Raw genomic sequence first — 26963 nt, 5'->3', positions numbered from 1 at the left:
TACGCGCGGACGCGGCCGGCTCGGCGCGCTCAGAGTGACATCCTGGGCGGCGCGATGTCCAGGTTCATTGGTTTGGAATCCGTCACAGGTGGGTATGGCGCGCGAGTCACCCGCATCGGGCATCTCGACGCGGTGCCGATCAGGACCCGGCCATGGGGCGGGCAGAGGGCGGCCCGAAGCGGTCGGACACGGCCGTTTTGCAGCAGGACTCGATCTCGCTCCCATCCTGTGTTAGTCTGAAGCCTGTTGCAGTTGTGGTTCGCATCATCTTCTGAGTGCGCCTGTAGAGCTGTTCACTACAGGTGCATTTTGCATTTCGGTAGCTTCCGAAATGAGGGCGAAAAACGCGGCGACGCCCGGATTCACGAAGTGTGGATTCGTTCATCGGCCCACATGTAGGGAGAAAAATATGGCTACCGGAACCGTGAAGTGGTTCAACTCGGAAAAGGGCTTCGGCTTCATCGCGCAGGACGGTGGCGGCGACGACGTCTTCGCCCACTTCTCCGCGATTCAGGGCAACGGCTACCGTGAGCTCGTCGAGGGCGAAGCCGTCGAATTCGACGTCGTGCAGGGCCAGAAGGGCCTCCAGGCGGAGAACATCAACCGCCTCTGATCTTCACCGATCAGCACGACCGAGGGCCGGTGCCGCACTTGTGCGGCGCCGGCCCTCGGCGTTTTCCGGACGGCGTTCCTGCCGCGGTACGTCCGGGACGGCGGTCAGGTCGTCTTCGCCAGGCCCGGTGAGCCGTCCGCGCCGAGCGCCGCCAGCTCCTCCTCGACCCGACGCGCGTGTGCCTGCTCGTCCTCCCGCGCCTTGCGCGGACTCCAGCGGCCGGCCATCACGAACACGCACGGGATGAACAGCGCCTGACACGCCAGGGTCAGCCACCACCAGCGCATCCACTCGTCGCTCGCGCGATCCTTGGCCTTCTGTACCTCCTCGCCGTGGTCGATCAGGACCCCCAGCGACTTCTGCTTCTGTTCGACCAGATTCAGCTTGGCCAGGTCACCGCCGGCCAGTTGCAACGCCTTGATCTGCAACTCGACCGGGATCGACGCGCGGTCGGGGAACCGGGACATTCGGATGAACAGCTCCGGATCCTTTTGCACCAACTCCAGCGCGGGACCCGCGTCCGCCTGCGCCGCGACCACCTCCTCGCCGTGGTTCACCAGCGGCGTCGCCGACGTGACGATCACCGGCGTGAACACCGCCGACACCGACACCACGATCCGAATGATCCAGCCCCACACCGCCAACCCGGTCGCGGTGGCCGCGGGGTTGTGCTTCTCGACGGTCTCGGTGTACCCGGCCATCCACGGCGCGTAGGTCAGTCCGCTGCACACGCCGATGCCGACCAGGAGCCACGCGAACGTGTAGTAGTCCGTGTCCGGCTTGTCGGTGGTCAGCGCGAACAGGAACGTGAACACCACCGTGCCGACGCCGCCCACGATCATGAACGGCTTGCGCACCCGGGTCAGGTCGGAGGCGATGCCGACCACGACGAGGGCGATCGCGTTGGCGCCCCAGTACCAGTTGGCGAGCGCGTTGGTGCGCTGTTCGGAGTAGCCGTAGACGGTCGAGTAGTAGACGACCAGGTTGCCGACGACCGTGTAGTAGAACATCAGGTGCAGGCTGATCCCGAGCGCGGGCGCGAGGATGTCCAGCCGCATCATCTGCCGCCAGTGGCTCTTCTGCGCGGCCTCCACGTCCAGGCCGCGGGCCCTGGCCTCGATCAGCGCCTTGTCCCGCAGCGAGACCATGAGTTGATCGCGCAGCGCCGGGGACAACTCGCGCAGCCCGAACAGCGCGATCACGAACACGACCAGGCCGGCGATGCCCGCGTACCGGAACTCGTCCTGCCAACTGCTGGTGTCCAGCGTGTTGCTGCTGACCGTGGTGACCACCAGGCTGCCGACGATCGGCCCCAGCGTCCAGAAGCCCATCGCGCCCGCTCGACCCACCTGCGGCGAGAAGTCGCGGATCAGCGCGGGCGTGGCGACCAGGGCCATGCCCTCGACGATGTTGACCAGCGCCATGAAGAACAGGAACCAGCCCTTGCTCTGCGCGTTGGGCAACGCGAACAGTACGAGCACGCCGGTCAGCGCCAGGCCGTACACGACCAGGTTGGCCCGACCCCACCGGTCGGCGAGGCCGGCCAGCAGCGAGGCGAACGCGCCGACCGCGTTGCCGACGACCGAGATCATCGTCGCGTACATGAAGGTCATGCCGTACTCGTGCATCAGCAGCGTGGAGACCGCGTACTGGATGTACAGCTCGTAGTAGAGGATCACCGAGCCGATGACCACGATGGACAGGTAGAAGATCCGCGCGCCGTTGGTCGGGTAGCGGTCCAATCGGCGGTGCCACAGGCCGCGGAGCAATGCGGGCAACGGGCCGGGAGGCGCCGCCGGCGAAGGCTCGGGATCGCTCGCGGCCGGTGGGCCCGGTGGGGACGTGGTGGAAGACATGCGGCCTCCTCGACGAGCGTGGGTCTATCGAGGTACAGGGGGGGTGTTGGGGAAACACGGCCGTGCGAAATACGTCGGACCGGGGGGAAGGGACGACCCCCCGGGCCCACGCGTGGAGTGACCTTAGTACCGGCCGGTAGCGCGCTACCAGAGCGAACGCCAAGAAATGGAACGGGTTTCGATTTCGATCGCGGGCAATGGCTGTACCTGGGCGGATGCGGGCGGTCGAACGCGCGGGCCGGTCAAGGCCGTTCCGCGGAGACCCGACCGGCGCGGTCCGTGCCGGCCCGCGAGTCGGGGCGGGCGATTTCCGGGGAAGGCGACCGTCGAATCCCGGCGACGGTCGTTGTTGCCGAAATCCGGAGATCGATTGGGAAACACTTGCGCACCCGGTTCGGGCCCGCGTGGGTGCCGTCGCGCTCTACCGTGGACCCACCGTTATCGCCCGATGCAAGGGGTATCGCGTGGAATCGATCTCGGTGGACCTACTGAGCGGGCTTGCCGCGGGAGCCGGCGGCGACGCCGGCCGTCTGGCCTGGACGCGCCTCGTGGAACTGGTGCGGACCCCGCTGCCGCCCGAGGCGGAGCGGCCCGAGGGCGAGCCGGGCGCGATACCGCCGGCAGCGGGGTCGCCGCGTGCGGCCGGGGCGTCCGTACCGCGTCGCCCGGCGCCGATACCCACGGGCGAGTTGGAGTTGACCCTGCTCGGGCACGAGACGCCGGGTGGGCTGCGGGCCTACACCCGGGCCTACGCGCTGGCCGGCGCACTGTCGCTGCGGGCCGAACGGGATCCGGACTTCGCCCGGTCGATCGACCGGTGGTACGCGGACGCGCGGCGGATCGGGACGGCCGGGGACGGGACGGGAGACGGTGGGCCGGGCGCGGGCGGCTGTTGCCGTGCGGGAGCGGGTGGGCACGACGTGATCGTGCGTGGGGAGGGCGTGGCGGCCTGGGAGGGTCCGGACGGGCCGTTTCGGGTCGGGGCGGTGGGGCCGCATCCGGTTGCTCCGCCGGGTGGCTCGGCGGCGGAGGGGGAGGGCGAGGGCGGTCCGGGGGAGTCCGGGGAATCGGGCGGCTCGGGTGACCCGGGGGACTCGGGTGGTGGGCGCGACGGATCGTGCTGAGGCGGGTGCGGGGCTGGGTGAACTCCGGGTGCCGGCTCAGGTCTTCGCGTGTCGGCGGCGGACGGGGGCGCCGCGGACCTGGGTCGGTCGGCGGGCGGGATCCGGATCGGGATCGGAGCCGGCCTCGGGTCGATGCTCGGGCCGTGGGCGGGGTTCCGCCGTGCTCGGGTCGAGGATGAACCGCATCCGGGTCAGGTGCGCCCGGGCGGTTTCCAGGCCCCGATTCGCCGGGCCCGGGACCCGTTCGCGCATCGCCACGACGGCGGGTCCCAGCCGTACCGACTCCTGGGCGTCCGGGACCCGCAGCCACACCTTGAGCGCGTTGTCGGCGGCGGCGATCGTACTCGGGTGGTGCGGGCCGACCGCCTCGGCGCCGCGCTCGGCGACCTGGCAGTAGATCAGTACCGCGTCCGCGACCCGGCCGAGTCCGGCGCTCACGAACGCCAACATGGCCTGGGCGTCCAGCGTTCCGGGGTGGGCCGGTCCGACCAACCTCTCCATGTGCATGCCGAGTTCGGCGGCCTTCTGCCACGCCTCCATGCCGCGCCCGGTGTCCGCCGCGTGCCGGATGGCGGCCAATTCGTTCCAGTACGTGGGCAGTACGTCCGCCGGGCGGATCAACGCGCCCGCCGCCGACGCGCCCTGCGACAACGCCCGCCGGGCGGGGGCGGGCGGCACGGCCCGGCCGCGCACCGGCATCGACATCGGCCGGCCCGGGCCGATCCCTCGGTTCGGCGCGAGAGCCGGCGGCAGTTGGGTGGGACTCGTGGTCGGCGGACGACGCGCGGGAGTGGGGGTCAGCGCACTCGCGTCGCTCGTCTGGATCCGCACGGTTATCCGCGGCGGCAGCGGCGAGGGCGGCGGCTCGGGGTGCGGGCGCGGCGCGGCGCCGGCCGGCCGGCGATCGGGTTCGGCCCCGGTCGTGGTGCGGGCGGCGAGGCGGTTCGTCGGGCGGGTCGCCGCTTTGGGCGCGGCAGGGTCGGCGCGGCGGTCCGTCGGCCCGGGGAACTCCGGTTCGCGGTCGATCAGCACGGACTTGGTGGCCGGGCGCGGCTTGCCTCGCCCGGCCGGGGCGCCGCCGCCACGACCGGTCGCCGACGGTGTGCCGTCCTTGCGGGCGGGCGGGGTCGGCAGGCTGCCCGGCCGGGCGGCGCCGGCCCGGAGGGCCTCGCGCAGGCTGGTACCGGGCACTTCGGGCTCGTCGTCCGGCCCGGAGGTGAGTACGGAACGGACCAGGCCCAAGGCGCGTCGGCCGACGCCGGCTTCGTCGCGGGGGCGGGCCGGCGGGTGGGCCTCGGGTTCGGTACGTGGGGCGTCGGGCGTCGGGCGCCGCTCGGGGGGCTCGTGGTCGGCCCCGCCGCCGACCACACCGGACCCGCGCAGCCCCGAGCGCTGCGCCGGGGTCATGCCGTTGGGGGGCACCGCGGACAGCGCCGAGATTCCGGTCCCGGTGGCGCCGTTGCCGCGCGGGGTGACCGCCTTGAGCCGCCGAACGGCCGTGCGCAGGGTCGGCGGGCGGGCCTCGGGGGAGCAGTTGGCCAGCGCGAGCGAGCCGGCGGACGGCGCGAATTCGATGGTGTCCGGGGCCAGTCGGGCCCGCTCGGCGAGCAGCGGATGGATCTCCTCGGCCGGTACCGGGTCGGGCAACTCGGGAAAGCCCTGCGCGAGCGCGGTCACCAGTGCCCGGGTGAACGGATGCGGCGGACCCTTGACGTCCGGCGGGTTCAGCACGCCCCACAGCGGGATGCCCCGGCACAATTCGTGCGCCCGTTCGCGGGCCGCCTCCCAGGACTCCCGCCCCGCCGTCAGATCGCAGATCACCAGGGTGTTCTCGGCCGGCCGAGGACCCAGCAGCTCGACCACCCAGGACCACGGAAGCCCGTCGTAGCGCACCGAGCCGGGCGTCGAATCTCGCAGGCCCAGGTGCAGTTCGCGGCGTCTGCGATCGAACAGGAGGCGCCCGGTCAGGTAGACGATCACCGGCCCGTCCACCGAGCCGGCGGCCTGAAGGTAGGCCCGGACCGCGTGCGGCTGCACCGCGTCCGGCAACTGCACCACGTCGGCGGCGGCGTCCGGAAAGAGCTGATGAGGCGTCAGGGCCGACATCGCGACCAGGTTGCTCCCGTTGTCCGACTGTCGTCCCCGCCCGCCGGATCTACCACCCTCCACCAGCAGCAACTGCCCGCGCTCCGACGGGATTCGGATGACCCGCCCACCACGTTCGGTCATGTGTGCCTCCCCGGCCGAGCCCATTCGGGTGGACCACCCCGCATCTGAAGGTTAGGGGTATCGACCGGCCATGGTCGACATATCGGACCGGTTGGCCGGTGGACCCGCTCGGCACACGAGCTCACAACGGGGCGCACGGGGGCGCGCGGGGCCCGGGGGCGTGTGCGGGGGCGCGGCGGGGCGGAGCCGAGGGCCGGGAGGAGCGGCTTTGCCCCGGCCGGGTTACGCCGGTACCAGCACCACGGCCGTGCCGTACGCGCAGATCTCCGTTCCGTTGCCCGCCTCGGTGACGTCGTACCGCATCGCCAGAATCGCGTTGCCGCCCCGGCCGCGCGCCTGTTCCACGAGGCGTTCGGCGGCCTCGTTGCGGCTCTGCACCAGGGTCTTGGTGAGGCCGCGCAGTTCGCCGCCGACCATCGACTTGAGGCCCGCGCCGAGTTGGCTGCCGATGTTGCGGGAGCGCACGGTGAGGCCGAACACCTCGCCGATCACCCGTTCCACGCGATACCCCGGCACGTCGTTGGTGGTGACCACGAGTACGTCGGGGTGGTCGGGTGCGCCGCCGTAGGCGTCGAGGTCGCTCATGTCGTCTCCGAAAGCTGGGGAACGGGGAACCGGGCATCGAGGGAGGGAGAACCGTCGCGGTCGTGCCCGCACGACCGGTCTGGACGGCCGCGGCGGAGCCGTTCCACACGTATATCACCGGTTCGATGGACGGGCGGCTGCGTGGGCCGCCGCCGCGCCGGTCCACCTGCGGTGCCCGGTCGCCGCCGCGCCGGGCCGCCGCTCGCACCCGGTGCCAGTGGCGCCGACTGCCACTCCCGCCGACTGCCACGTGCGCCGGCGCGCCGCTCGCGCCGACCGCCCACTCGCGCCGGCGCGCCGCTCGGGCCCGGTCGGAGCCGTTCGGCGCGGACGAAAACCTTTGTCCCGTACGTATGTTCCCCTGCTAGCGTCGCGGCGTGGCGAAATTGAACCAGATCATCGCGGTGGAGAAGGGCGTCAAGACCAAGTCCTTCCAGGAGTTGACGGACGCCCATCAGCGGGTCCAGAAGGGCGCGTTGTTGTCCGGGATCTCGCGTACCTACCAGCCCAAGGACGAGGAGGGCGAGCAACTGCCGCCCGAGTCGACCCGGGTCCAGGTCAAGGGCGAGGAGATGCTGCGTTCCGTCACCGGAGCGCTCACCCGTCTCTTCGACGTGACCGCGACCAAGGACTGGGCCAACTGCGAGGCCCGTGCCGACGTGGTCGTCGACGGGACCCCGTTGCTGCGCGACGTGCCGGTGTCGTACCTGCTCTTCCTGGAGAAGCAGTTGGTCGACGTGCACACCTTCGTGCGCAAGCTGCCGGTCCTGGACGCCGCCGAGACCTGGACGCTGGATCCCTCCACGGACTCCTGGCGGACCGAGCCGGTGCGTACCGTGCGGACCAAGAAGGTGCCGCGCAACCACGTCAAGGCCGAGGCGACCGAACACCACCCGGCCCAGGTGGAGATGTACTTCGAGGACATCGCCGCCGGCTACTGGACCACCGTCAAGTTCTCCGGCGCGCTGCCCGCCCGCCGGGTGAACGAACTCGTCGAGCGGGTCGAGAAGTTGCAGCGCGCGGTGAAGTTCGCCCGCGAGGAGGCCAACGGCGCCGAAGTAACGGACCGGCTGATCGGTGACGCCGTCTTCGGCTACCTGCTCGGCACCGGCCACGGCGGGTAGCATTCGAGAATCCCCCGACCGGAGGGTCGTGGGGTGCGCGAAAAGCGCAAGCTGAAACTGAAGCTTGTCGTGACGAACGCGGGTAACGGTGGAGGTTCGAACCCTCCTCCCGGCACCACGAGCCGGGATGGCCCAATACGGCAGAGGCAGCCCGCGATCAATCTCAGACTCTTGCTCCAGACTCAGCATCGCCGCCTATCGCCGGATCGACCGGACGGGGCTCCAGTCGTCGGTTGCTGGTTCGATTCCAGCCCGGGCCGCTCGTGGCCTGGTAGTTCAACGGTAGAACGCGACGACTTTCAAGACGACCCTGGTCCTTAAACGTGCCGGCGTGCCCGATCGGGCGGCACAGCGGGCCTCCGCGGGCAGGCTAGCCCCGCGGAGGCCCACCAATTCCGAGCACCGGGCCGAATCAATCCACCGTGGCCAACTCGCCCCAGCGGACCAGGACTTCCGGGTCCCCGTCGAGTCGGCAGCCGGTGGCGTCGGCCCGATTCCACAGGAGCAGGTACAGCTTCTCGGCGGGACCCGAGACGGTGAGATCGGCCGGCCCGGCCCCCGCCTCCACCCGCCGCCCGTCGGGGTCGATCCACATGGTCCGGGCGGCCGGGTCGTCGTCGGGGACGATCGCGAGGCTCAGCGGCGGGTCGGCGACCAGCTTGCGCCCGGGCCGGGACAGGAAGCCGGCCAACAACTCGTCGATCCCGTCCGCGGCGAAGTCCGCGGGCACGCCGGACGGCAGGCCGGCCGCGAGTTCGGCGTCGACGCGGTGCACGGCGGTCTCGTGCGCCTGGCGCCGGGCCCAGAAGGCGAGTGGGGACGGACCCTCGAAGAAGGTCCACGCCGGGGCGTTCGGGGCGGTCGTGGTGAGGGTCTTCAGCAGATCCGCGTGTGTGGTCCGGTACCAGTCGAAGAGTTCGTCGCCGCTCGGGGCGCGGAACAACTCGGCCGTATCCTCGCGGCTCGGGCGCGTGAGGCTGCCCGATGCGACGACGAACGCGGCCCAGCGATGCACGCCGCCCAGGTGCGCGAGCAGATCCCCGATCCGCCAGTCGGGGCAGCTCGGGACGGGCGCGTCCAGACCGGCCCGCTGCGCCGTCCGGGCGAGCAACTCGCCGTCGGCGCGCAGGATCTCGATGTGTGTGGCAATCTCCATCCGCCCACGTTCTCACGCGGGATCGGAGGGGGTACAGGTGGTCGGCGGCTCGGCCCGCAGGGATGGGACGTCTGCCCGCCGGGTCCTATGCTGGGATGCGATGGGTAGCTTCGGGGTATATGTCGTCGCTCGATCGGCGTGGCCGCTGTTGGAACTGCCGGCCGTCCAGCAGGCCGGCGGCGAACCGCACTGGTCGGCTCGCGACGGCGACTGGCAGGTGCTGCTGCTTGCGTCCGGGCTGGATCCGGGGCCGTCGCTGATGGCGGACACGGACGCGCCGGTGCTGACCGCCGACGTGGTGTCCGGCCACTTCGCGATGATCGACGCGCAGAGCCCGCGCGGTGGCGAGGTCTGGCACTGCGCCCTGGCGCCGCGCGCAGCCGGCTCGTACGGGCTCGATCCGGAACTGGGCCCACCGCCGGAACGGGTGGTGCCGCGCGCCGTCGGCTGGGCCCGCGAGGCCGGGCTGACGCCGGACGAGGCCGCCCTGGACAGCACGCTGCGCGCGGAGGGCACGCCGGACGAACTGCTGCGGGCCTTCCTGGACGCGTTGGGCTTTCGCTTCGTGGTGGACGCGGACTGGGCCGCCTGACGGGACCGCCCCGGGGCGACGTCACGGGCGGTGTGATCGGGCAAATGTCGGAGGCGGCGGGTTCAATGGAGGGATGGCCATTCGACCCGCCCGCGCCAACATCGATCCGGTTTCGCCCGAGCCGCCGATCCCCGACCGGGAACGGGTGATCCGGAACGAGGACTGGTACGGCAGGTCGCTGACCGAGACCACGAAGTACTCGCGCTACTCGTTCCTGGACACGGACTGGACCGAGGTGGTCGACGAGGGCGCGGTCTTCGACGAGTGCACCTTCGCCGGGGTCGCCTTCAACGCGTCGCGCCACACCGGGGCGGCGTTCACGAACTGCACGTTCAAGCGCTGCACGTTCTTCGACACCCGGTTCACCGACTGCAAGCTGGTCGGCAGCCTGTTCCGACAGTGCACCTACACCCTGTTCGAGGTCTCGGGCGGAGACTGGTCGTTCGTCGGGCTGCCCGGTGCCGACCTGCGCCAGGCCGGCTTCGACGGGGTCCGGATGCGCGAGGCGGACCTGACCGCCGCGCGGCTGGAGAAGGCGACCGTGACGGGTTGCGACCTGTCCGGCGCGATGTTGCACGGTGCCAAGCTGACCGGCGCCGATCTGCGCGGCAGCGAGTTGTCCTCGCTCGACCCGCTGACGGTCGAGTTCAAGGGCGCGACGATCGGCCTGGAACAGGCCGTGACGCTCGCGACGACGATGGGGTGGCGGGTCCGCTGACCGCACCCGGGTCGGCACCTGCCACGCTCGGCGGGGTGCCGGGCCCGGCACCCCGCCGAGCGGGTGGTGTGGGTCAGGGCCGAATCGGGCCCGTGCCCGCACCGGTCGCGGTGATCGCGGCGGCGATGGCGTCCAGGTCGGCGGCGGTCAGGACCAGATCGGCGGCACCGGTCCAGCCGTCGACCTGAGCGGGCGTACGGGCGCCCACGATCGCGGCGGTGACGCCCGGCCAGGCCAGCGTCCAGGCCACCGCGACCTCGGCCGGCGACACACCGTGCGCGGCGGCGATCGGCCGCAGCGCGTCGGCGAGGGCGAGGTTGGCGGTCAGGCCCGTGGTGAAGTCGCCGTGGGTCCTGCGCCAGTCGTCGTCGGCCAGAGCCGCGACGCGCTCCACCGAGAACGCGCCGGTGAGCAGGCCGGATTGCATCGGCGAGTACACGATCACGCCGGTGCCGTGCGCGGCGGCCCAGGTCAACTCGGGCGCGGCGGAACGGTTGATCGCGGAGAACGGCGGCTGGATCGCGTCGACGTGCGCGATGCGTTCGGCGATCTCCAACTGCGCGACGTCGTGATTGGACAGGCCGATCGCGCGGACCTTGCCCTCGGCCTTGAGGTCGGCCATCACCTGCCAGTACTCCTCCAGCGGGGTGGCGTCGGGCGACGGCTTCGAGACATCGGCGCCGTACTCGAACGCCTTGCCCGTGTCGGGCCAGTGCACCTGATAGAGGTCGATGTGCTCGACGTCGAGCCGACGCAGCGAGTCTTCGAGTTCGCGGCGCACGCTTGCCGGGTTCATCACCCGACGCTCCGGGGCGGCCGGGTTCTCCGGGTCCCAGACCAGGCCGACCTTGGTGAACAGGTACGGCCGCTCGGCCTCGGGAAGATCGGCGACGGCCTTGCCGACGAGACGCTCGGAATGGCCGTGGCCGTATACGGCGGCGGTGTCGATCCAGTTGACGCCGGCGGCGATCGCGTGCCGGATCGCGGTGATCGACTCGGCGTCGTCGGTGGCGCCCCAACTGTAGTTCCAGCCGGCGCCGGACACCGCCCACGAGCCGAAGCCGACCCGGGTGATGGCCATGTCGGTGCTGCCGAAGGGTGTGGTGGACAGACTCATGATGTGGGTACTCCGTACTCGACTCGGTGCTGCGAGAGGGCGATTGCGCCGTGCCCTCATCCTGGAGGCGGCCGCACCGGCTACCCAGGGCCTTGCGCGGGCTGGGAACAGGCTTTCCTGGGTCCGGCAGAACCACCTTCGCCGGCCCCGGACGCCGGCCCGCGTCTAGGATCGGCACAATGACCACGCGAGCAGACCTGGGCGCCTTCCTGCGCACCCGCCGGGCCCGCCTCCAGCCCGAGGACGTCGGCCTGACCCGGTTCGGCGAACGCCGCCGAGTGCCTGGACTGCGCCGCGAGGAACTCGCCCGACTGGCGGGCGTGAGCGTGGACTACTACGTGCGGTTCGAGCAGGGCCGCGCGGAGAACGTCTCCGACGAGGTGCTGAACGCGATCGCGTCGGCGCTGCGGCTGAACCGGGACGAGCACGGACACCTGCGCGATCTGGTCCGGGCGGGATCGGGGCGCCGGGAGTCGGCGGCGGCAACGGCGCTGCCGACTCAGCGGGTTCGGCCGGGGCTGCGCCGGTTGTTGGACTCGATGCCGGAGACGCCCGCGTTCGTGATGGGCCGGCGGACCGATCTGCTCGCCTGGAACTCGCTGTTCGCTCTGGTGTTCATCGACCTCGACGCGGTGCCGGTCGAGCGGCGGAACAAGGCGTGGTTGGTCTTTTGCGACGAGCAGTTGCGGGCGCGGTACGTCAACTGGGAGACCAAGGCGCAGGACGTCGTCGCCTACCTGCGGCTGGACGCGGGCCGGCACCCCGGCGACCCGGCCTTCACCGAGCTGATCACCGAACTCTCGGCGGCCAGCCCCGACTTCCGCCGCCTGTGGGCCACGCACGAGGTCCGCGACAAGACGCACGGCGGCTACCACCTCCGCCACCCGGCCATCGGCGAACTCACCCTGTCCTACGAAAGCTTCCGCACCTCCGACGACCCGGACCAAACCCTCGTCACCTACACCGCCGCCCCCACCTCCCCATCGGAAGCCGCCCTACGCGCCTTCTCGCCGGCCAGGGCCACGCCCACTCCGCCGGCGAAGTGATTCCCTCGCGCCATACATGAGCCTCACCACGGCGGTCCGCTGCGAGGTCAGTTGATCAACTGGAGTTCACCGATGCGGACTTCGGCGGTATCCGTGCCGGTCAAACCGGGCAGGGGATGCGAGCCCGCCGCGTCGGTGTAGTAGGTCTCCCAGAACACGGTTGCGGTCACGGTGAACTTATCGCCTGGCTGACCCTGTGAGGTGTTCTTGTATTTGTAGCCGCACTCGCTCATGTTGTTGAGATCCGACGGTTGGTACGGCCTTCCGGGCGAGTCGCACGTCACCTTCCCGCCGTCACCCATATTCCACTCGACCTTGGTGGAACGCGCAAATGCGGTGACGGAGACGGTGCCGACGGTCAGAGTTTGGCTCAGCCATTCTTTGGACCATGTGGTTTTACTGTTCCCGGCGATCCACATCCAAACTGGAAGCCCTACCAGGCCGAGTTTTCCGGGCGCCGGGTTGACGGCGATCTCCGGATTCTCCAGTCCGAGTGTCGCAAGGGCCCTCAGCGCAACGTCGGCCGGTGCGGGGGGCGGAGCCGGTTGATTTCCGCCCCCTCCTTGGCCTGCCGTGGCGCCACTGGTTGTGACGGCTGTGCCACCGGTGCTGAATCCGGTTGTTCCGCCGCCTGTGCTGCCACCGGCTGAACCTGTACCGCCAGACGTTCCGGTGCCCCCGGAGGAACCCGGAACCCGGATGTCGATGCAAATAAGGAGATTGCCACACTGGTTGACGTCAGCTTTGGCGGATGGGAGGACCAAGAAGGCTGCCGACAAACCGGCAGTGCACGTTAGCGCGGCAACTCTCACGATTCTTGAGTTTGCCATGACATCTCCCTCTGGAATGTCGAACATGGCTGCATGGAATTCTTGGTAATCACTGGGCCGAAGTTCCGTCCACATTGAATGGACGAGTTGAGCTGGCAATGAGATCGATAGGCCCGTTGGTTGGTACTTTGAATGCATACATTGCGACGTTGCTCAATGTGAGAGATCGCCACTTTGTGACGCGACCGCTCAAATTTTCGTAGGTGGGACTTTGGTCAATGGTGAACGTTCCGGAAGATCCTGCCGTCATATTTGATGTGACTTTGATGGTGCACATCACCACTTTGCCACCATCGGTGGTATTCCAGGTGGGAGTGCGGTTCTGCGCGACGGGTTCCGTTTGTACGGAAACGGTTCCGCCTTTTGTTATGGAGACGGCCTGTTCCTTATTTCCTTGTTCGGATTGGAGAGTCGACTTTGCGGACGTTCCCCAATTGCTTGAGGTCGGGCCACCGCTCAGCCCGGTCGAGAAATCACTACAAACGCTGTCCCCGTAGTCGATCTCGCCTTTTTCGGTGCCATCGACAGTTGAGATCTTCGTCATGGTCGGCAGGGTCTTCTTGGATCCGGTGAAGGCCAGGAATGACATCCTCCAAGGGCCTTCTCCCTGCGTCTGCCGCAGGACCCCCAGGGAAGACCTCGAGTCGGCATCGAGCTTCTGGAGTCCAGTCGAGAGGAGCCATCGGTCGTTGCCGGCAGGGGCGCCTTGCGGAGCGGCGACCTGAATATCGGTTGTGGTGGCCAGCTCCTCGGCGACTCGGATGTTGTTGCCGAACTTGGAAACTCGTGCCTGGCGTGCCTTTGAGATATCCAGCAGTATTCCGGTTTCAATCCCGTCAAGGGCGGCGATATCGTGACCCGACTTCGCCTTCTTGCTCTGGTCGTAGTAGTTCTGAGCGATGGTTTTGGCTTCGCTCTCGCTGACCGGAGGTGCCACCGATGCCGGGGCTTGTGGGGCATTCGACGCCGCCGGGAGGGGAGGGGCGGCGGTTTTGGGGGCGGCTTGGTTGATTTTGGGGTGTTTGGGGGTTTTGTCCGATGAGCAGGCGGTGGTGGTGGTCAGGAGGGTGAGGGTGGTTAGGGCGGCGAGGAGGGTTGGGGGGAGTTGGGACTTGATTGGTCCGGCCAAAACTGCCACCCCCGCAGTGCGATCTTCGGAGTTCGGTGCTCAACGGTGATCCGAAGCATCATTGCACTTGATCGGGTGGGCCGTAAGCGTCTTCGGCGGATCGCTGCGTGTAGTGGGTTTGGGGCACGGGTCGGGGCAAAACGGTGGCTATCGCGCGGGATCGTGTCGGGTGGCCGGGGCGTCGGCGGTCCTGCCGTGGTCAGTGGGTGGTGCCGACCAGGGTGGTCAGGCCGTGGCCCTGTTGCCATTGGTCCAGGCGGGGTCGGTCGAGCAGGACGATGCCGTGGTGGCGGGCGAACTCACGCGCCTCCGTGGTGAGTCCGTGGAGGGTGAGGAATACCGGGATGTCGGCCCGGTGGTCGTGGTGGGCCGTGCCGATGAAGGCGTGCAGGTCCAGGGGGCGGGCCGCGTGGTCGGTGGGGCCGCAGCGGATCAGGACCAGGCTGCCGTTGGGGAGGTAGGCCTTGATGTCGGCGCCGGGCGCGAGTTGCACCGCGAGTAGGCCGTCGCGGCGGCAGAGGTCGGCGATCCGGAGTTCGAAGGCGCGGTCGTCCGGGTGATCGGTGCGGGCGTCGAGGGTCGAGTTGGCGAGGTGTACGACGGCGCACAACAGGGCCAGCGAGGCGGCGGTGGCCAGCCACGCGTCGATCCCGGTGATGTCGAGGAAGGCGAAGAGGTCGCGCAGTGCGATGGCCGGGACGACGACCAGCAGGACCATGGCCCGACCGCGGAGTTTGGCGTGGGTGGGGGTTCGGGGCATGCGGGATCCCTCCGGTGGCTACCGACGGCGGAGCGGGCGGCAGCCTAGGCGGAGGGATGGTCGGTCAACCACCCGACTGGATGGGGGAGAGGGGGAGAGGGTGGTTCGGTGGGTCCGGGTCGGACGAGGATTCCGCTGGTCCTCGGGGGTGTCGGTGTCCGGTGGTGCGGTTGTCGGGCGGTTGCTCGGCGCGGGGCCGTGTGGGTGAGGAGGCGGTGGCGGTGCGGGGGTGTCGCGGCCGCTCGGTCCGTGGAGCGGGCGATGGTGGGGCGTTGTCGTGCCACCCGGTCTCGGCGGTTCGCGAAGACGGTTAGTGCGTCGGCGCCGGCTCCGCTATCTTCTGCCGAATGAGCAGGATCCGTAAGACAGCGATCATGGTTGTGGCATGTTTCGGTCTCGCGTTCGCGGGAGTGGCTTCCGCCTACGCCATTCCCGGCCAGCACCCACAGGTCCGCAAGGTCTGTCGGGTACTCGACCCGGAGACCAAGCACGCCAAGCGGGCAAACCATGACGGTCGTACCGGTGCGCCGGGGGTGCGCCGCCAGCGGCACGAAGGCGTGATGGGGGAAGTGGCCGACCACTACTGCGTGCCGGGCGGCGGGAAGCGCCGGATCAACCCAAGTGCACGACCTGCAGCACGGTAACGGTCGTCGTCCCCTCGTTGAGCAGTACCACCACGATCAAGGGCCCCGCCGCTGCGGTGCGGACGATGCGATCGTCCTCGCCGTAGCGGACGGTGGCCGTGTACGGGTCGCAGACCAGCTTGTACAGCAGCATTCCCCAGTGGTTGAGCGTGGTTTCGGGGAAGCGGTCGATGACCTCTTGGTGCTCGATGCCGATCCTCGGGCGCCACGTCACGCGGCACTGCTTTGCGCTCGGCCGCGTGCGATCCACTTGCGGACGATCTCCTCGTCCACCTCGTCGAGGTCCGGGTCCTTTCCGGTGGCCCGCACCTGGGCCGCGAGGGCACGCGCGTGCGGCAGCGCGGCGATCAACTCCTCCGCGACCTGTGCGTAGCGGGCCAGCAGGCCGGGCAGATCGCCGATCGGTGTCAGGTGTACCAGTCGCAGGAATTCGTGGCGGGCTTCGGGGTGTGGGAGCGCATGCGCGATGCGATCCACGGTCCACGGGTCCGTGCTGTTCACGCCGGGCCTCTCTTCCCTCCGGACGAAGTGATCCGGGATCAGATTAGGGGCCGGGTGCGCGATTGCGGCGTGATCGGCGGGTGACGACCGGTGCGATTCGGGAGTGACAATCCGTCAATTTCGGGCGGATGATGAGCATTTGCCCTCGTCGGTGGCCTGACACCTGATCGTCCGGGAGCTCTGGGTGGGTAGTCGGGGCGGGCTGTCCGCCTCGACCGCCTCCGGCGGCCCCTCGGGCGCGATGCTCGCGTCGGCGCGCGTGCCGTCCTCCGGCGGTGTCGTCGGGGGCTCGGTCGAGCGCGGCGTCGCGGAGACGTCGGGCGCCGCGGACTTCGGCGTCGGCCGGGCCGACGCCGCGGCCGGCGGCGGCGGGACGGGCGCCGCGGGGCCCACCTGCTCCGAAGCCGAGGGGGTCAGCAACACCCCCGCGCCGGCGATCGCCAGCACGGCCGCGCCGGCGGCCAGCGTCGCCACGCGGCGCCGCCGCCGGGCCCGTCGGCCGCCCGCGACGGCCGCGTCCACCACGCTCGGGAAATCGGGCTCGGGTCGGTCCAGGATGAGCTGGAACAGGTCGTGATCGTTCATGGCCGGCCTCACCGTTCGGACAGCTCCCACATGTGCTCGCCGACGAGTTCGCGCAGTCGGCTCAGGCCGCGCGAACTCTGGCTCTTGACCGTTCCGGTGCTGATCCGCAGGGCCTCCGCCGTCTGTTCGACGCTCCAGTCCTCCCAGAATCGCAGCACGAGCACGGCCCGGTAGCGCGGCGGCAGTCGCAGCAGCGCCGCCCGCAGGGTCAACCGCAGGTCCGGCGAGGAGGACTCGTCGCTCGGCCGCTGCGGGAGTTCGTCGACCGGCTCCTCCCGCCAACGGCCCTTGCGATGCTGGTCGATGTAGGTGCGCGTCATCACCACGCGGGCGTAGGCGTCGATGTTGCCGTCCCGGCGCAGTCGGCCCCAGGCCGTGTACATCTTCATCAGCGTGGTCTGCGTGAGGTCCTGCGCCTCGTACCAGTCGCCGCACAGCAGATAGGCCGAGCGGCGCAGTTGGGCCTGCCGGGCCTCGGCGTATTCGCGGAACTCCCGTTCACGGGCGGCCTCCCTCACGCGTTCGGCAGCGGGGTTGCCAGGGGGTGGTCGCGGGGGTCGCGCACCGTGATCTCCTCCTCACCGGGCCCGCGCCGCGAACGCGGGAGCGCCCGGCCGGTGCCGGGCGCCTGTTCGTCTGCCTGTCGAGGGGCCTGTCATCCACGGGATACGCGGCTCGGCCGCCCCGGGTTGCATCGGACCCGGGAGATGTTCCGCACGTGTGCGAGACGGGCGTGGAGTGCAACGCGGGTCGCTCGGGAGCCGTATTTCCGTGTGCAACGTTCGGCGCCGTGCGCGGCGCCCGACACCGGTGACAGCGAAGGAGTGCTTCCGTGTCGAACCGTCGAGACCGGGTGCCCGGCCGGACCATGCGACGGGCCGGTCCGGTCGGGGCCGTGCTCGCGACCGTCGGCATCGCGCTGGGTGCCTGGGTGGGTATCGCGCCCGCCTCGGACGCGGACGAGCCGCCGCCCGCCTCGGTGACCTCGGTCGGGGCCGGCCGGCGGATCGATCCGCCGCCGATCGCCGCTCCAGACCGGCCCGCCACGAACGACCCCGAGGCGGTCGCGCCACGCAGGCTCCGGGCGCCCGGGCCCGGCCGGGCCGGCGTCGTCACGCCCGGCAAGCCGTACGTGGACCGGGGCGTCGAACCGACCCTGGCGGCGCGCAACCGAGGTTCGGCCGCGCCGGCGAAGCCCTGACCACCGCCGCACATGACGGGCCCGGGCCGGGAACCGCGCCCGCGAACCCCTCCGACCGCCGCTCCGCCTCCGCGGGTGTGTCCAATACGCTCGGCACGCCGGTCAACCCCAAGGAGTCGCAACGTGGTCCCGATCGCCCCGGGCGCAGTTCCGCTGCTCGGCCACACCCCGGCGCTGCTGCGCGGCCGCTGGGACTTCGTGTCGTCGCTGCGTGCCCACGGGCCGATCGTGCGGATCCGGGTCGGTCCGAGGGAGCTGTACGTCCTCAACGACCCCGCCCTGGTTCGGTGTGTCCTGGTCGAACACGCGGACACCATCGAGCGGGACGGCTTCTTCAAGCAGGCCCGGTTGCACATCGGGGACGGCCTCGCCGCCTCCGACGGCCCCCTGCATCGACGCCAACGACGGACGTTGCAACCCGCGTTCCAGCGCTCGCGGATCGGCGGTTACGTCGAGCTGATCCGTCGCCGGGCCGAGCAGGCGAGCGCGCAATGGTTGCCGGGATCCACGCTCGCGCTCGATCGGGAGATGAGCGAACTCGGGCTGGACACGCTCGGTCGGTTGATTTTCGGGGAGAGCCCGGCGGCCGACGCGGCGGTGGCCGAGGTGCGGCGTTCGTTGCCGGTGTTCATCCAGGAGGTGTTCACCCGCACCGTGCTGCCGGAGTGGGCCCGTCAGTTGCCCACGCCCGGCAACCGGCGCTTCGCCGAGACGGGCCGCCGGTTGCGGGCGGCGATCGCCTCGGCCGTGGACGCCGACGCGGGTACCGGGCTGCTCGGTGAGTTCGCCCGGATGGACATGGCGCCCGAACTGGTGCGCGACGAGGTGGTGTCGATGCTGATCGCCGGCAACGACAACACGAATGCCACCCTTTCGTGGGTATTTTTCGAGCTGGGCCGGCACGAGGACGTACGCAAACGGCTGTACGCCGAACTCGACGAGGTGCTGGCCGGTGGACCGGTGACCGCCGAGAACATCGGGGCTCTCGTATATACAAGGTGTGTTGTCGACGAGACGCTTCGCTTGTACGCGCCCTGGCTGGTGGTTCGCCGGGCCAATCGCGACGTGGACGTGATGGGTCATCACATCCCGAGCGGAGGCGACGTGTTGTACAGCCACCACGCGCTGCACCGGGACCCCGAGCTGTTTCCGGAACCCGAGCGCTTCGATCCGGACCGATGGGCCGAACCGGGCTTTCCCGGGCGGGTGCGCGGCGTCTACATGCCGTTCGGCGCGGGGGTGCATCGATGCATCGGCGAACACCTGTTCCTGGCCCAGATCGTGACCACCGTCGCGACCGTGTCCGCCCGTTGGCAACTGCGGCCGGTGCCCGGCAAACCGTCCCGCCCGAGGACGAGCGCGCTGCCGCGCCCCGGGCATCTCCCGGTCACGGCCGTCCGCCGAAGGACCTGAGGCGACCCGCCCTCGGCCGGCAACTCCCGGCCCTGGTAGGCGCCTAAGCAATTTGACGACACTTCCACCCCTTCGCCGGATTCGCCGGCGAGGCCCCGCGCGCGCCCACGCAGCGTGTCGAGTACGGTTCGCAGCGTCGGGACGGCAGTGCGTTATCACGTTCGGCCGATCACGGTGCGCGCAGAACTCGGCCGGCCAACAATTGCCCGAAAGTGCTTGCGGAGCGCCTCGTTTCGGGACCATCGTGGGGCCCGTTCGATGTCCGGAACGAGATGCTTGCCCGTGATCTTTGGTGGGGTCGGGTTCGTCATACGGCGTCCGCGATCGTGCTGGTTGACGTGGTGGGAAGTCGTTCCGGAAAGCTTCGAATGATCGACTTCGACGACTGTTTTCGGGCTGTTCACCATTCACCTGACAGTGTGTGTGGTGGAAGATACGAGCGGTAGCTCCGAAGTGGATCACGGTCCGCACGGAACCTGGGTGGACCCGGCAGAGCAAGGGGGCGGAGCCGGTGGTGAAGGCAGCTACGGAACGGCCATCGGGTAATGGCGTCGTGTCGCAGGGCGCTGCCGCCGGCACGATGCCGGTCACGCCCACGCGCAGCCTCGGCGCCAGACGCCGGCGGCCGGCGCTCATCGCGCTCTCGGTCGCGCTGATCGCGGCCGGTGGACTCGGTTCGGCGGCGTTCTATCAGATGGGCGACAAGCGGGTGCCCGTGCTCGCGGTCGCCCGCACGGTGCCCTACGGCCAGACGATCGCCGCCGAGGATCTGCGCGTCGTGGAGATCAACGACGCGCCCGGGCTGCGCCCGATCGGATCCGGCTCCAAGGCCGTCATCGTGGGCAAACGCGCGGCCGTCGAGCTGCGCGCGGGCACCCTGCTGACCTCGGACCAGGTCACCGAGCGGATCGCGATCCAGCCGGGCGAGACCCTCGTCCCGATCGCCCTGGACACCACCAAGATGCCGGTGCAGCGGGTCACTCCCGGCACCCGAATCCTGGTCGTGACGTCGGCGCCCCCGGTGGGCGGCGCCGCCAACTCCACCTCCACGCAGCCGATCACCACCGCCGCCACGGTGATCCGCTCCGGCAACACGGACTCGAATTCGAGCTCGGGCAAGGCCGTCCTGGACGTCGCGGTACCCGCCAAGGACGGCCCGGTGCTGGCGCTCCAGGTGGCCGAGGGCAGGTTCTCCATCGTCGTGCTGAACACGGGCAACGCGGACGCGGCACCGGCCAGGACCGGAGGAGCCCCATGACCGTCGTCGCGGTCACCGGTGGCACCCGTGCGCCCGGCGCCACCTCGACCGCGCTGGCGCTCCTGCTCACCTGGCCGCTGCCGGCCGGCCGCCGGGTGATCCTGATCGAGGCCGATCCGGACGGGGGTTCGATCCTGGCCGGCGCGCTCCAGGGTCGGGTTTCGGCCGAGTACGGGCTGCACCAATTGGGTGTCGCGCACCGTCAGGGCAACCTGGTGGACGCGTTCTTTCGGCAGTTGGTCGACCTGTCCGACGGCCGGCGCGAACGGCTGCTGCTGCCCGGCCTGGTGGACCCCACCCAGGCTTCCGGACTGGCCTACACGTGGGACCCGATCTCGCAACTCGCGGCCGGTCTGGGCAATCAGCAGATCCCGCACGACGTGATCATCGACCTGGGCCGGCGCGGCACCACGGGCGCGTCGGCCATCGCCGCACGCCGAGCCGACCTGGTACTGCCGGTCGTGCGCGGGACGCTGCCCTCGCTGGCCCAGGCACAGCCCCGGCTGGCCTCGCTGCGCCACGACCTGGACACGCACGGGACGGGCTCGGACTCGATCGCGCTCGTGGTGATCGAGGAGGGGCGCTACGCGCGCCAGGAGATCGGCAAGCACCTGGAGGCGCCGGTGCTGGGCCTGTTGCCGTTCGATCCGGAACGGGCCCGGGTGTTGTCCGACGGCGAAGGGGACACCGGAAAACGGTTCCTGCGGTCGAAGTTCATGCGTGCCGCGCGAACCACCGCGGAGGCCGCGCTGGCCCTGGCCAACCAGCGCCGGATGCGATTGGCGCCGCGCCCGGCGCCCGGCGGCCAGTTGCCCGCCGGGCCGGACGCGCCGCTGCCGGGCGACGGTTGGGCCCAGGCCGCCGCCTACATCCGCCGACCCGCGGAGCCCGAAGCCCGACCCGAGGCCGAACCGGCGCACCGGCCGGCCGGCGAGGAGGCGGGTCATGTTCGATAACGCGCGACCCCTGCACCCGGACCCGCACAACAAGCCGGAACCGGAACCGGATCCTGCCGCCGAGACCGGCTATCGCCCACACATGCATGTCGTGCCGGGCCTGCCGGAGGCGGAGGACGTGCTGTACGCGCCGCCCACGCCGCCGTTGCGCACCTGGCCCGAGGGCTTCCAGCGAAGCGCCTCGGCCGGACCCGACGCGCCTCCCCCGCCGACCTGGTCGGCGGGCGCGGGCTCGCTGACCCCCGCCGTGGGGCACACTCCACCGCCGACGCCCGCCAACGGCACCCCGGTTTCGCCCGCCGCGACGGCGCACCCGAACGGGCCGCTGAACGGCGCGGTCCGGCACGCGGGCGGCCGGGACGGCATGTTCACCGTGCCGCCGACCGCGAGCGTGAGCGCGAACGGCGTGGGCACGGTCAGCCGGCGACCCCCGCCCGCCGGCCGGGCGCCCGCCACGACCGGACCCGCCAAGCCGCCGCGCAATCCCTCCGGCGAACCGGTGGTGGACCCGGCGCTGGTCCGGATACTGAAGGACCGCGCGGCCGAGCAACTCCACGAATTCGACAAGATGTCGCCCGGCCTGACCAACGAGGACCGCGAACAGCGCGGCCGGGCGATCGTCGCCCAGGTGGTCGCCGAATGGGCCGACATCACCGCGCGTGAGCGTGGCATCTCCACCACCCCCGCCGAGGACCGGGCGATGGCCCGGGCGGTGTGGGACTGGCTGTTCCGGGCCGGGCCGTTGGAGCCGTACCTGACCGACCCCGCCGTGGAGAACATCCTGGTCAACGGCTACGACACGGTCTGGGTGGACTACGCCGACCGGCCCCGCGTCCAGGTGCCGCCGCTCACCGCCTCCGACGAGGAACTCCGCGAACTGCTGAGGGACCTGGCCCGCCGGCACGGCAGCGGCGAACGCACCCTGTCCACCGCGCAGCCCACCCTGGCCCTGCGGTTGCCGGACGGCTCGCGTCTCCAGGCGATCACCGAGGTCACCCCGCACACCTACGTGACGATCCGTCGGCACCGGGTGCGCGACGTGCGGCTCGCCGACCTGATCGGACTGGGCACCCTGGACCGGACCCTGGCCGCCTTCCTGGGCTCGCTGGTCCGGGCCAAGAAGAACCTGATCATCTGCGGGACCCAGGGGGTGGGCAAGACCTCGCTGTTGCGGGCGCTGTCCCACGAGATCCCCCGGGACGAGCGGATCGGCACCTTCGAGACCGAACTCGAATTGTTCCTGCACGAGTTGGGACACCTGCGCCAGGTGGTGGCGATCGAGGCCCGCGAGGGCAACGGCGAGCGGGGCATCGACGGCAAGTCGGCGGGCGAGTTGACCATCGGCGAGTTGATTCCCTCCGCGCTGCGGATGTCGCTGTCCCGGATGATCGTCGGCGAGGTGCGCTCCAGCGAGATCGTGCCGATGTTGCGGGTGATGACCAACGGCGAGGGCGGCTCGATGTGCACGCTGCACGTGCGCGAGCCGGACATGATCTTCGACCGGATCGCCGAACTCTGCCTGGAGTACGGCGCACACATGAGCCCCGAACTGGCCTACCGGCTCGCCTCCAACGCGGTCGACTACGTGGTCTTCGTACGGATGATCGACGAGACGGCGATCGGTGGGAAGCGGCATCGTTTCGTGTCGCACGTGCTGGAGGTGACCGGGATGGGTGAGCACCGCCGCCCGGCCGTGAACACGATCTTCGCGCCCACCGGCGACGACCCGCGAGGTATGGCCCGGATGTACCCCTCGGACATGCCGGACCTGATCCGGGCCGGATTCAGTCCGCATCTGCTCGACGAGCCGCACGGCTGGCGGCCGTTGCAGCTCAAAGTGAATCAGGTCGGGTGACGGACATGGGTGACGCCCTGTTGGTCGCGGTGTGCGGCTGCCTGTTGGTGGGCGGCCTGGTGGGTCTGGTGGTCGGCGTCGTCGGCACGTACGACGATCCGACGCCCAAGCCGCCCGGCCGGCTGGAGCTGGCCGTACGACGGATGCGTTCGGGTCCGGTGAGCGCCCGGCAACGTACCGCCCGGCGGGTGCGCCTGGGCATCGGACTCGCGGTCGCCGCGCTGGTCTGGCTGTTCACCGGCTTTCTGGTGGCCGGTCTCCTGGTGGTCGTCGCCTTCACCGGACTGCCCTGGCTGCTCGCGCCGACCAAGAGTGATCGCACCGTCATCAACCGGCTGGACGCGCTCGCCGAGTGGACCCGGCGGATCGCCGACCTGATCGAGCTGGGCGCCGGTCTGGAGAACGCGATCCTCACCTCCCGGGGCACCTGCCCCGAGCCGATCGTCGAGGAAGTCGGCGACCTGGTCAGCCGATTGCAGTCGCGCTGGCGCCCGGACGAGGCGTTACGGGCGTTCGCCGCCGATCTGGGCGACGCGACGGCGGACAAGATCGCGGCGGCGCTGATCCTGCGCTCCTCGGACCGCGGCCCGGGCCTGGCGATGGCGCTCAAGGACCTGGCCGGCACGGTGCGCGAGGAGGTGCGCCAGCGGCGCGCGATCGAGGCGGACCGGGCCGGCGCCCGGATCGCGGTGCGCTGGATCACCTACATCACGCTCGGGGTGACCGCTTTGGTCGTGGTGATCAACCGCGACTACGCCGAGCCGTACGGGACGGTGATCGGCCAACTGGTCCTGCTGCTGCTGGCGATGGGCTACATCGGCACGCTGATGTGGATGCGGTCGCTGGCCACGGATCGGTTCAAGCCCCGGTTCCTGGTCGCGGATCCGCGCAGCGTGGTCAAGGCCGCGCAGGCGGCGGACGCACAGAACGCGGAAGGCGTGCACACGGCACCGGTGCTGCGGGGTGAGTGGTCGTGATCCCACCCGTGATGATCGTCAGCGGTTGTGTCCTGGGCGCCGGCGTCGCGCTGCTCGTGCGCGAGTTGTGGCCGGCACCGCCGGACCTGGGCAACGCGCTGCATCGACTCTCCGGCACGCCCAAGCGGCGTACCGAGCAGACCGGCAGCAGGTACGACGACCAACTCGTCGCGCTGACCCTGCGCGTGCCGGGATTTCGGGTGCCGCATCGCGAACTGGACCTGGTCGGCGAGACGGTCGCGCAATTCGTGCGCACCAAGGCACTGCTGGCGCTGCTCGGTCTGTTGTTGCCCGCGATGCTGTCCTCGGTGCTGCTGGCCACCGGCATCGGAGTGGCTTTCTACGTACCGCTGTTCCTGTCCCTGGCGGTGGCGGCCGGGATGTGGCTCATCCCGGACTTCGCGCTGCGCGACCAGGCCAAGGCCGCCCGGACCGAGTTCCAGCACGCGGCCGCCGCCTATCTGGACCTGGTCGCGCTCGGCCGTGCGGGTGACGCGGGTCCGGGCGAGGCGTTGGAGCGAGCGGCGGCGGTGGGGGACGGCTGGGCATTCTCCCGGATCCAGGACGCGTTGGCGCGGGCCCGGGTGAGCGGCGCGGACCCCTGGGACGGCCTGCGCGACCTGGCCAAGGATCTCGACCTTCCCGAACTCGCCGACGTGGCGGACATCATCGAGATGGCCGGCACCGAAGGCGCCGCGGTGTACGGCACGTTGCGAGCCCGGTCCCAGTCCCTGCGTATCGAACTGCTGGCGAACGAACACGAACAGGCGAACGCGGATTCGGAACGGCTCACCGTTCCGGGCACGATGCTCGTGGTAATCATGGGAATCCTGCTTGGATTTCCGGCCATATCCCGGATTTTCTCGGTATGAACGACCTTCGGATCTCGAGCCGTTCTCCGGAAGGAGTACAGGCAATGCAAACCGGTTCCTCATCCCCCGCGGTGCTCGATCGTGCGGAATCCGCCCTACACAGACTGGCTCCGGCCCCGATCGCCTTCGTCTTGATGGTCACCGGCGGTGTGGTGGACCGCTACCGGCGTCTGCGCAAGGAGCGCGACCACGGCGCGGTCAGCATCGAGACGGCGATCATCGTCGCGGTGCTGATCGTCGCCGCGGTCAGCATCGCCGGGGTCATCTACGCCATGTACCAGAAGTACCAGAAGGATCTGGACAACTCCGACTCGAAGTACCAGGAACCGAAGCCGAACTAGAGATCCGACGCGAAGGATCCGGACCGTCCTCGTGAACAAGATGCCATGCGGCTCTCTTGTCGACGCGATCCGGCGCCGTCTGCGCAAGGCAGGCGGGCCGGATCGCGGCGGCATGTCCATCACCATGGCGATCATCTTCCCGGTGTTCATGCTCGTGCTGCTCACGGTGATTCAGGGCTGCCTGTGGTGGTACGCCCGTGAAGTCGCGTTGCAGGCGGCCAAGGAGGGGGTCGAGGAGGGACGGCGCAGGGGCGGCGACAGCGCGGCGGCGGAACAGCGCGGCCGGGATGTGGCGAAGGACCTCGGCGGGGGAATGCTCAAGGACCTGAAGGTGATTCCGGAGCGGAAGGCCGGTGCGCGGCTCACCGTGACCGTTCAGGGCACGTCGTTGTCGATCGTGCCGGGACTCGGGAGTCTGACCATCAGGCAGCACGCGGACGGCGTTGTCGAGCGGTGGACGACAGCGGGCCGATGAAGAGCTGGGGGGCGAGGGTGTACAGGGGGAGCCTGCGGGCGGACGAGGGGTCGTTCGCCCTGGAGGCAGCGGTGCTCGCACCGGTGTTGATCGCGTTCCTGTGTCTGGTCATCGCGTTCGGACGCACCACGCTGGCCGGCAACGGGGTCGACGCGGCGGCGAAGGCGGGGGCACGGGAGGCGTCGATCGCACGCAACGCGTCCGATGCCGAGTCGGCCGCGAGGGCGGCCGTGGTGCAGTCCCTGGACCAGGACGGGATCGCCTGCGCCCCGGTGACCCACGTCGACATCACCGGCTTCGCCACCGACGTCGGCAAGGCGGCCACGGTCACGGTCAGTGTCACGTGCAAAGTGTCCCTCTCCGACGTCGCCTTCCCCGGCATTCCCGGCTCGAAGACGATGAACGGGACCTTCACCTCCGTGATCGACACCTACCGGGAGCGGTCGAAGTGACGGCCAGGTGGCGAACCCGGGTGCTTCACATCGGTGTTACCGGCGAGCCCCGGGATCGGGGTTCGCTCGCCATCATGCTCGCGATCATGATGGCGGTGATCATCCTGCTGGTCGGACTGGTGGTCGACGGCGGCGGCAAGCTGCGCGCGGATTCCAAGGCCGACGCCTACGCGCAGGAGGCGGCGCGCGCCGCCGGTCAGGCGATCGACCCGACCAAGGCCATTCCGGGGACGGCGATCGTGGTTCCACAGCAGGCCGCCGAGACCGCGGCGGGCGAGTATCTGAGGGCCCACGCCGTGGTGAAATCCGGCCACGCCAAGGTCACGTCCGACGGTCGCTACATCGACGTCGATGTGACGATCGAGTACAACACCAAGGTGGCCGCCTTCTTCGGCGTCTCCACCGTCACCGTCAAAGGCCATGCCCGTGCCGGGCTCGTCCATGGGATTCAAGCCCCGGAGGCCGCACCGTGACCGTTACTCAAGGCTCTCGCTCCGGTGCCGGTTCCGGTCCCGGGGCGCACGCTCGCAGCCGTGACGACCGCGGCAGGCGCC

Annotated in this window: 29 protein-coding genes; 17 read left to right on the top strand and 12 right to left on the bottom strand. The window is 70.1% G+C overall.

The annotated features are described in order from the left end of the window. Window positions 1-409 precede the first annotated feature (409 nt). Entirely contained in the window at window positions 410-613 is a 204-nt protein-coding gene (locus ACH4U8_RS00720; RefSeq protein ID WP_020555278.1) for a cold-shock protein, read from the top strand. 104 nt (window positions 614-717) lie between these two features. On the opposite strand, the gene ACH4U8_RS00715 is transcribed toward ACH4U8_RS00720, so the two are convergent. Then, a complete protein-coding gene (locus ACH4U8_RS00715) occupies window positions 718-2469 on the bottom strand; it encodes an MFS transporter (protein WP_395775444.1) in 1752 nt (583 codons plus the stop codon). Between the two features lie 464 nt (window positions 2470-2933). Here ACH4U8_RS00715 and ACH4U8_RS00710 point away from each other — a divergent pair, with 464 nt between their 5' ends. Beyond that, window positions 2934-3593 carry a hypothetical protein gene (locus ACH4U8_RS00710; RefSeq protein WP_379992687.1) on the top strand — a complete coding sequence of 220 codons (660 nt, stop codon included), beginning with the start codon at window positions 2934-2936 and terminating at the stop codon, window positions 3591-3593. 36 nt (window positions 3594-3629) lie between these two features. Here the strand turns inward: ACH4U8_RS00710 and ACH4U8_RS00705 are convergent, their stop codons facing one another. Both ACH4U8_RS00705 and ACH4U8_RS00700 read right to left on the bottom strand, forming a co-directional pair. Further along, entirely contained in the window at window positions 3630-5822 is a 2193-nt protein-coding gene (locus ACH4U8_RS00705; RefSeq protein WP_395775443.1) for a hypothetical protein, read from the bottom strand. A gap of 222 nt (window positions 5823-6044) precedes the next feature. Then, window positions 6045-6407 carry a YbjQ family protein gene (locus ACH4U8_RS00700; protein WP_360314491.1) on the bottom strand — a complete coding sequence of 121 codons (363 nt, stop codon included), beginning with the start codon at window positions 6405-6407 and terminating at the stop codon, window positions 6045-6047. Window positions 6408-6784: 377 nt separating this feature from the next. On the opposite strand from ACH4U8_RS00700, the gene ACH4U8_RS00695 reads away from it, so the two are divergent. Continuing rightward, window positions 6785-7531: a hypothetical protein gene (locus tag ACH4U8_RS00695; protein WP_395775442.1), complete on the top strand. Its 747-nt coding sequence runs from the start codon at window positions 6785-6787 to the stop codon at window positions 7529-7531. Window positions 7532-7943: 412 nt separating this feature from the next. Here ACH4U8_RS00695 and ACH4U8_RS00690 read toward each other — a convergent pair whose 3' ends face one another. Next, a complete protein-coding gene (locus ACH4U8_RS00690; RefSeq protein ID WP_395775441.1) occupies window positions 7944-8687 on the bottom strand; it encodes a maleylpyruvate isomerase family mycothiol-dependent enzyme in 744 nt (247 codons plus the stop codon). A gap of 100 nt (window positions 8688-8787) precedes the next feature. Between ACH4U8_RS00690 and ACH4U8_RS00685 the strand changes: the two genes are divergently transcribed. After that, complete coding sequence (locus tag ACH4U8_RS00685) at window positions 8788-9279, top strand: hypothetical protein (RefSeq protein WP_395775440.1); 492 nt, start codon at window positions 8788-8790, stop codon at window positions 9277-9279. Between the two features lie 73 nt (window positions 9280-9352). Beyond that, window positions 9353-9997 carry a pentapeptide repeat-containing protein gene (locus ACH4U8_RS00680; protein ID WP_395775439.1) on the top strand — a complete coding sequence of 215 codons (645 nt, stop codon included), beginning with the start codon at window positions 9353-9355 and terminating at the stop codon, window positions 9995-9997. Between the two features lie 73 nt (window positions 9998-10070). Here ACH4U8_RS00680 and ACH4U8_RS00675 read toward each other — a convergent pair whose 3' ends face one another. Continuing rightward, a complete protein-coding gene (locus ACH4U8_RS00675; RefSeq protein WP_395775438.1) occupies window positions 10071-11114 on the bottom strand; it encodes an aldo/keto reductase in 1044 nt (347 codons plus the stop codon). 179 nt (window positions 11115-11293) lie between these two features. Between ACH4U8_RS00675 and ACH4U8_RS00670 the strand changes: the two genes are divergently transcribed. Then, window positions 11294-12160 carry a helix-turn-helix domain-containing protein gene (locus ACH4U8_RS00670; RefSeq protein WP_395775437.1) on the top strand — a complete coding sequence of 289 codons (867 nt, stop codon included), beginning with the start codon at window positions 11294-11296 and terminating at the stop codon, window positions 12158-12160. 47 nt (window positions 12161-12207) lie between these two features. On the opposite strand, the gene ACH4U8_RS00665 is transcribed toward ACH4U8_RS00670, so the two are convergent. The 7 genes from ACH4U8_RS00665 to ACH4U8_RS00635 form a co-directional block, all read right to left on the bottom strand. Beyond that, window positions 12208-13017 carry a hypothetical protein gene (locus ACH4U8_RS00665; protein WP_395775436.1) on the bottom strand — a complete coding sequence of 270 codons (810 nt, stop codon included), beginning with the start codon at window positions 13015-13017 and terminating at the stop codon, window positions 12208-12210. A gap of 22 nt (window positions 13018-13039) precedes the next feature. After that, window positions 13040-14128, bottom strand: coding sequence for a hypothetical protein (locus ACH4U8_RS00660; protein ID WP_395775435.1), 1089 nt, complete (start codon window positions 14126-14128; stop codon window positions 13040-13042). Between the two features lie 190 nt (window positions 14129-14318). Next, entirely contained in the window at window positions 14319-14879 is a 561-nt protein-coding gene (locus ACH4U8_RS00655; RefSeq protein WP_395775434.1) for a restriction endonuclease, read from the bottom strand. 612 nt (window positions 14880-15491) lie between these two features. Next, window positions 15492-15737, bottom strand: coding sequence for a hypothetical protein (locus ACH4U8_RS00650; protein ID WP_078974732.1), 246 nt, complete (start codon window positions 15735-15737; stop codon window positions 15492-15494). Next, a complete protein-coding gene (locus ACH4U8_RS00645; RefSeq protein ID WP_360312494.1) occupies window positions 15734-16024 on the bottom strand; it encodes a hypothetical protein in 291 nt (96 codons plus the stop codon). The genes ACH4U8_RS00650 and ACH4U8_RS00645 overlap by 4 nt, the downstream gene beginning before the upstream one ends. Before the next feature lie 114 nt (window positions 16025-16138). After that, the gene (locus tag ACH4U8_RS00640) at window positions 16139-16609 is read right to left on the bottom strand and encodes a hypothetical protein (protein ID WP_395775433.1); all 471 of its coding nucleotides are present in this window, start codon (window positions 16607-16609) and stop codon (window positions 16139-16141) included. A gap of 8 nt (window positions 16610-16617) precedes the next feature. Continuing rightward, window positions 16618-17127 (bottom strand): SigE family RNA polymerase sigma factor, encoded by a 510-nt coding sequence (locus tag ACH4U8_RS00635; protein WP_360312498.1) that lies wholly within the window; start codon window positions 17125-17127, stop codon window positions 16618-16620. A gap of 314 nt (window positions 17128-17441) precedes the next feature. On the opposite strand from ACH4U8_RS00635, the gene ACH4U8_RS00630 reads away from it, so the two are divergent. The 11 genes from ACH4U8_RS00630 to ACH4U8_RS00580 all read left to right on the top strand — a co-directional run bounded on the left by ACH4U8_RS00630 (window position 17442) and on the right by ACH4U8_RS00580 (window position 26882). Continuing rightward, the gene (locus ACH4U8_RS00630; RefSeq protein ID WP_360312500.1) at window positions 17442-17810 is read left to right on the top strand and encodes a hypothetical protein; all 369 of its coding nucleotides are present in this window, start codon (window positions 17442-17444) and stop codon (window positions 17808-17810) included. A 123-nt stretch (window positions 17811-17933) separates the two neighbouring features. Beyond that, window positions 17934-19223 carry a cytochrome P450 gene (locus ACH4U8_RS00625; RefSeq protein ID WP_395775432.1) on the top strand — a complete coding sequence of 430 codons (1290 nt, stop codon included), beginning with the start codon at window positions 17934-17936 and terminating at the stop codon, window positions 19221-19223. A 553-nt stretch (window positions 19224-19776) separates the two neighbouring features. Continuing rightward, on the top strand, window positions 19777-20481 hold the full coding sequence (locus tag ACH4U8_RS00620) for an SAF domain-containing protein (protein ID WP_395775431.1): 705 nt from the start codon (window positions 19777-19779) through the stop codon (window positions 20479-20481). Then, the gene (locus ACH4U8_RS00615; RefSeq protein WP_360312506.1) at window positions 20478-21437 is read left to right on the top strand and encodes a hypothetical protein; all 960 of its coding nucleotides are present in this window, start codon (window positions 20478-20480) and stop codon (window positions 21435-21437) included. The genes ACH4U8_RS00620 and ACH4U8_RS00615 overlap by 4 nt, the downstream gene beginning before the upstream one ends. Continuing rightward, the gene (locus tag ACH4U8_RS00610) at window positions 21427-23292 is read left to right on the top strand and encodes an ATPase, T2SS/T4P/T4SS family (protein WP_395775430.1); all 1866 of its coding nucleotides are present in this window, start codon (window positions 21427-21429) and stop codon (window positions 23290-23292) included. Before ACH4U8_RS00615 ends, ACH4U8_RS00610 begins: the two co-directional genes overlap by 11 nt. Before the next feature lie 5 nt (window positions 23293-23297). Next, entirely contained in the window at window positions 23298-24269 is a 972-nt protein-coding gene (locus ACH4U8_RS00605) for a type II secretion system F family protein (protein ID WP_360312510.1), read from the top strand. Continuing rightward, window positions 24266-25141, top strand: coding sequence for a hypothetical protein (locus tag ACH4U8_RS00600; RefSeq protein WP_360312512.1), 876 nt, complete (start codon window positions 24266-24268; stop codon window positions 25139-25141). Before ACH4U8_RS00605 ends, ACH4U8_RS00600 begins: the two co-directional genes overlap by 4 nt. A gap of 44 nt (window positions 25142-25185) precedes the next feature. Beyond that, window positions 25186-25482, top strand: a complete 297-nt coding sequence (locus tag ACH4U8_RS00595) for a hypothetical protein (protein ID WP_360312514.1) — start codon at window positions 25186-25188, stop codon at window positions 25480-25482. 40 nt (window positions 25483-25522) lie between these two features. After that, window positions 25523-25957: a TadE family protein gene (locus ACH4U8_RS00590; protein WP_360312728.1), complete on the top strand. Its 435-nt coding sequence runs from the start codon at window positions 25523-25525 to the stop codon at window positions 25955-25957. Between the two features lie 17 nt (window positions 25958-25974). Beyond that, window positions 25975-26409 (top strand): TadE/TadG family type IV pilus assembly protein, encoded by a 435-nt coding sequence (locus ACH4U8_RS00585; RefSeq protein WP_395775429.1) that lies wholly within the window; start codon window positions 25975-25977, stop codon window positions 26407-26409. Continuing rightward, complete coding sequence (locus ACH4U8_RS00580) at window positions 26301-26882, top strand: pilus assembly protein TadG-related protein (RefSeq protein ID WP_395775428.1); 582 nt, start codon at window positions 26301-26303, stop codon at window positions 26880-26882. Before ACH4U8_RS00585 ends, ACH4U8_RS00580 begins: the two co-directional genes overlap by 109 nt. Window positions 26883-26963 lie beyond the last annotated feature (81 nt).

The organism is Embleya sp. NPDC020886 (assembly GCF_044333915.1).
In the GTDB taxonomy this organism is placed as follows: domain Bacteria; phylum Actinomycetota; class Actinomycetes; order Streptomycetales; family Streptomycetaceae; genus Embleya.
The sequence above is the reverse complement of the archived record's forward strand: the minus strand, read 5'-3'. Positions and strand labels throughout refer to the sequence as shown.

Bases quoted from the DNA above. Each gene is read 5' to 3' on its own strand.
- ACH4U8_RS00720 (WP_020555278.1), top strand. From the start codon at position 410: ATGGCTACCGGAACCGTGAAGTGGTTCAACTCGGAAAAGGGCTTCGGC.
- ACH4U8_RS00715 (WP_395775444.1), bottom strand. From the start codon at position 2,469: ATGTCTTCCACCACGTCCCCACCGGGCCCACCGGCCGCGAGCGATCCC.
- ACH4U8_RS00705 (WP_395775443.1), bottom strand. From the start codon at position 5,822: ATGACCGAACGTGGTGGGCGGGTCATCCGAATCCCGTCGGAGCGCGGG.
- ACH4U8_RS00700 (WP_360314491.1), bottom strand. From the start codon at position 6,407: ATGAGCGACCTCGACGCCTACGGCGGCGCACCCGACCACCCCGACGTA.
- ACH4U8_RS00690 (WP_395775441.1), bottom strand. From the start codon at position 8,687: ATGGAGATTGCCACACACATCGAGATCCTGCGCGCCGACGGCGAGTTG.
- ACH4U8_RS00685 (WP_395775440.1), top strand. From the start codon at position 8,788: ATGGGTAGCTTCGGGGTATATGTCGTCGCTCGATCGGCGTGGCCGCTG.
- ACH4U8_RS00680 (WP_395775439.1), top strand. From the start codon at position 9,353: ATGGCCATTCGACCCGCCCGCGCCAACATCGATCCGGTTTCGCCCGAG.
- ACH4U8_RS00675 (WP_395775438.1), bottom strand. From the start codon at position 11,114: ATGAGTCTGTCCACCACACCCTTCGGCAGCACCGACATGGCCATCACC.
- ACH4U8_RS00670 (WP_395775437.1), top strand. From the start codon at position 11,294: ATGACCACGCGAGCAGACCTGGGCGCCTTCCTGCGCACCCGCCGGGCC.
- ACH4U8_RS00665 (WP_395775436.1), bottom strand. From the start codon at position 13,017: ATGTTCGACATTCCAGAGGGAGATGTCATGGCAAACTCAAGAATCGTG.
- ACH4U8_RS00655 (WP_395775434.1), bottom strand. From the start codon at position 14,879: ATGCCCCGAACCCCCACCCACGCCAAACTCCGCGGTCGGGCCATGGTC.
- ACH4U8_RS00640 (WP_395775433.1), bottom strand. From the start codon at position 16,609: ATGAACGATCACGACCTGTTCCAGCTCATCCTGGACCGACCCGAGCCC.
- ACH4U8_RS00615 (WP_360312506.1), top strand. From the start codon at position 20,478: ATGACCGTCGTCGCGGTCACCGGTGGCACCCGTGCGCCCGGCGCCACC.
- ACH4U8_RS00610 (WP_395775430.1), top strand. From the start codon at position 21,427: ATGTTCGATAACGCGCGACCCCTGCACCCGGACCCGCACAACAAGCCG.
- ACH4U8_RS00605 (WP_360312510.1), top strand. From the start codon at position 23,298: ATGGGTGACGCCCTGTTGGTCGCGGTGTGCGGCTGCCTGTTGGTGGGC.
- ACH4U8_RS00595 (WP_360312514.1), top strand. From the start codon at position 25,186: ATGCAAACCGGTTCCTCATCCCCCGCGGTGCTCGATCGTGCGGAATCC.
- ACH4U8_RS00590 (WP_360312728.1), top strand. From the start codon at position 25,523: ATGCCATGCGGCTCTCTTGTCGACGCGATCCGGCGCCGTCTGCGCAAG.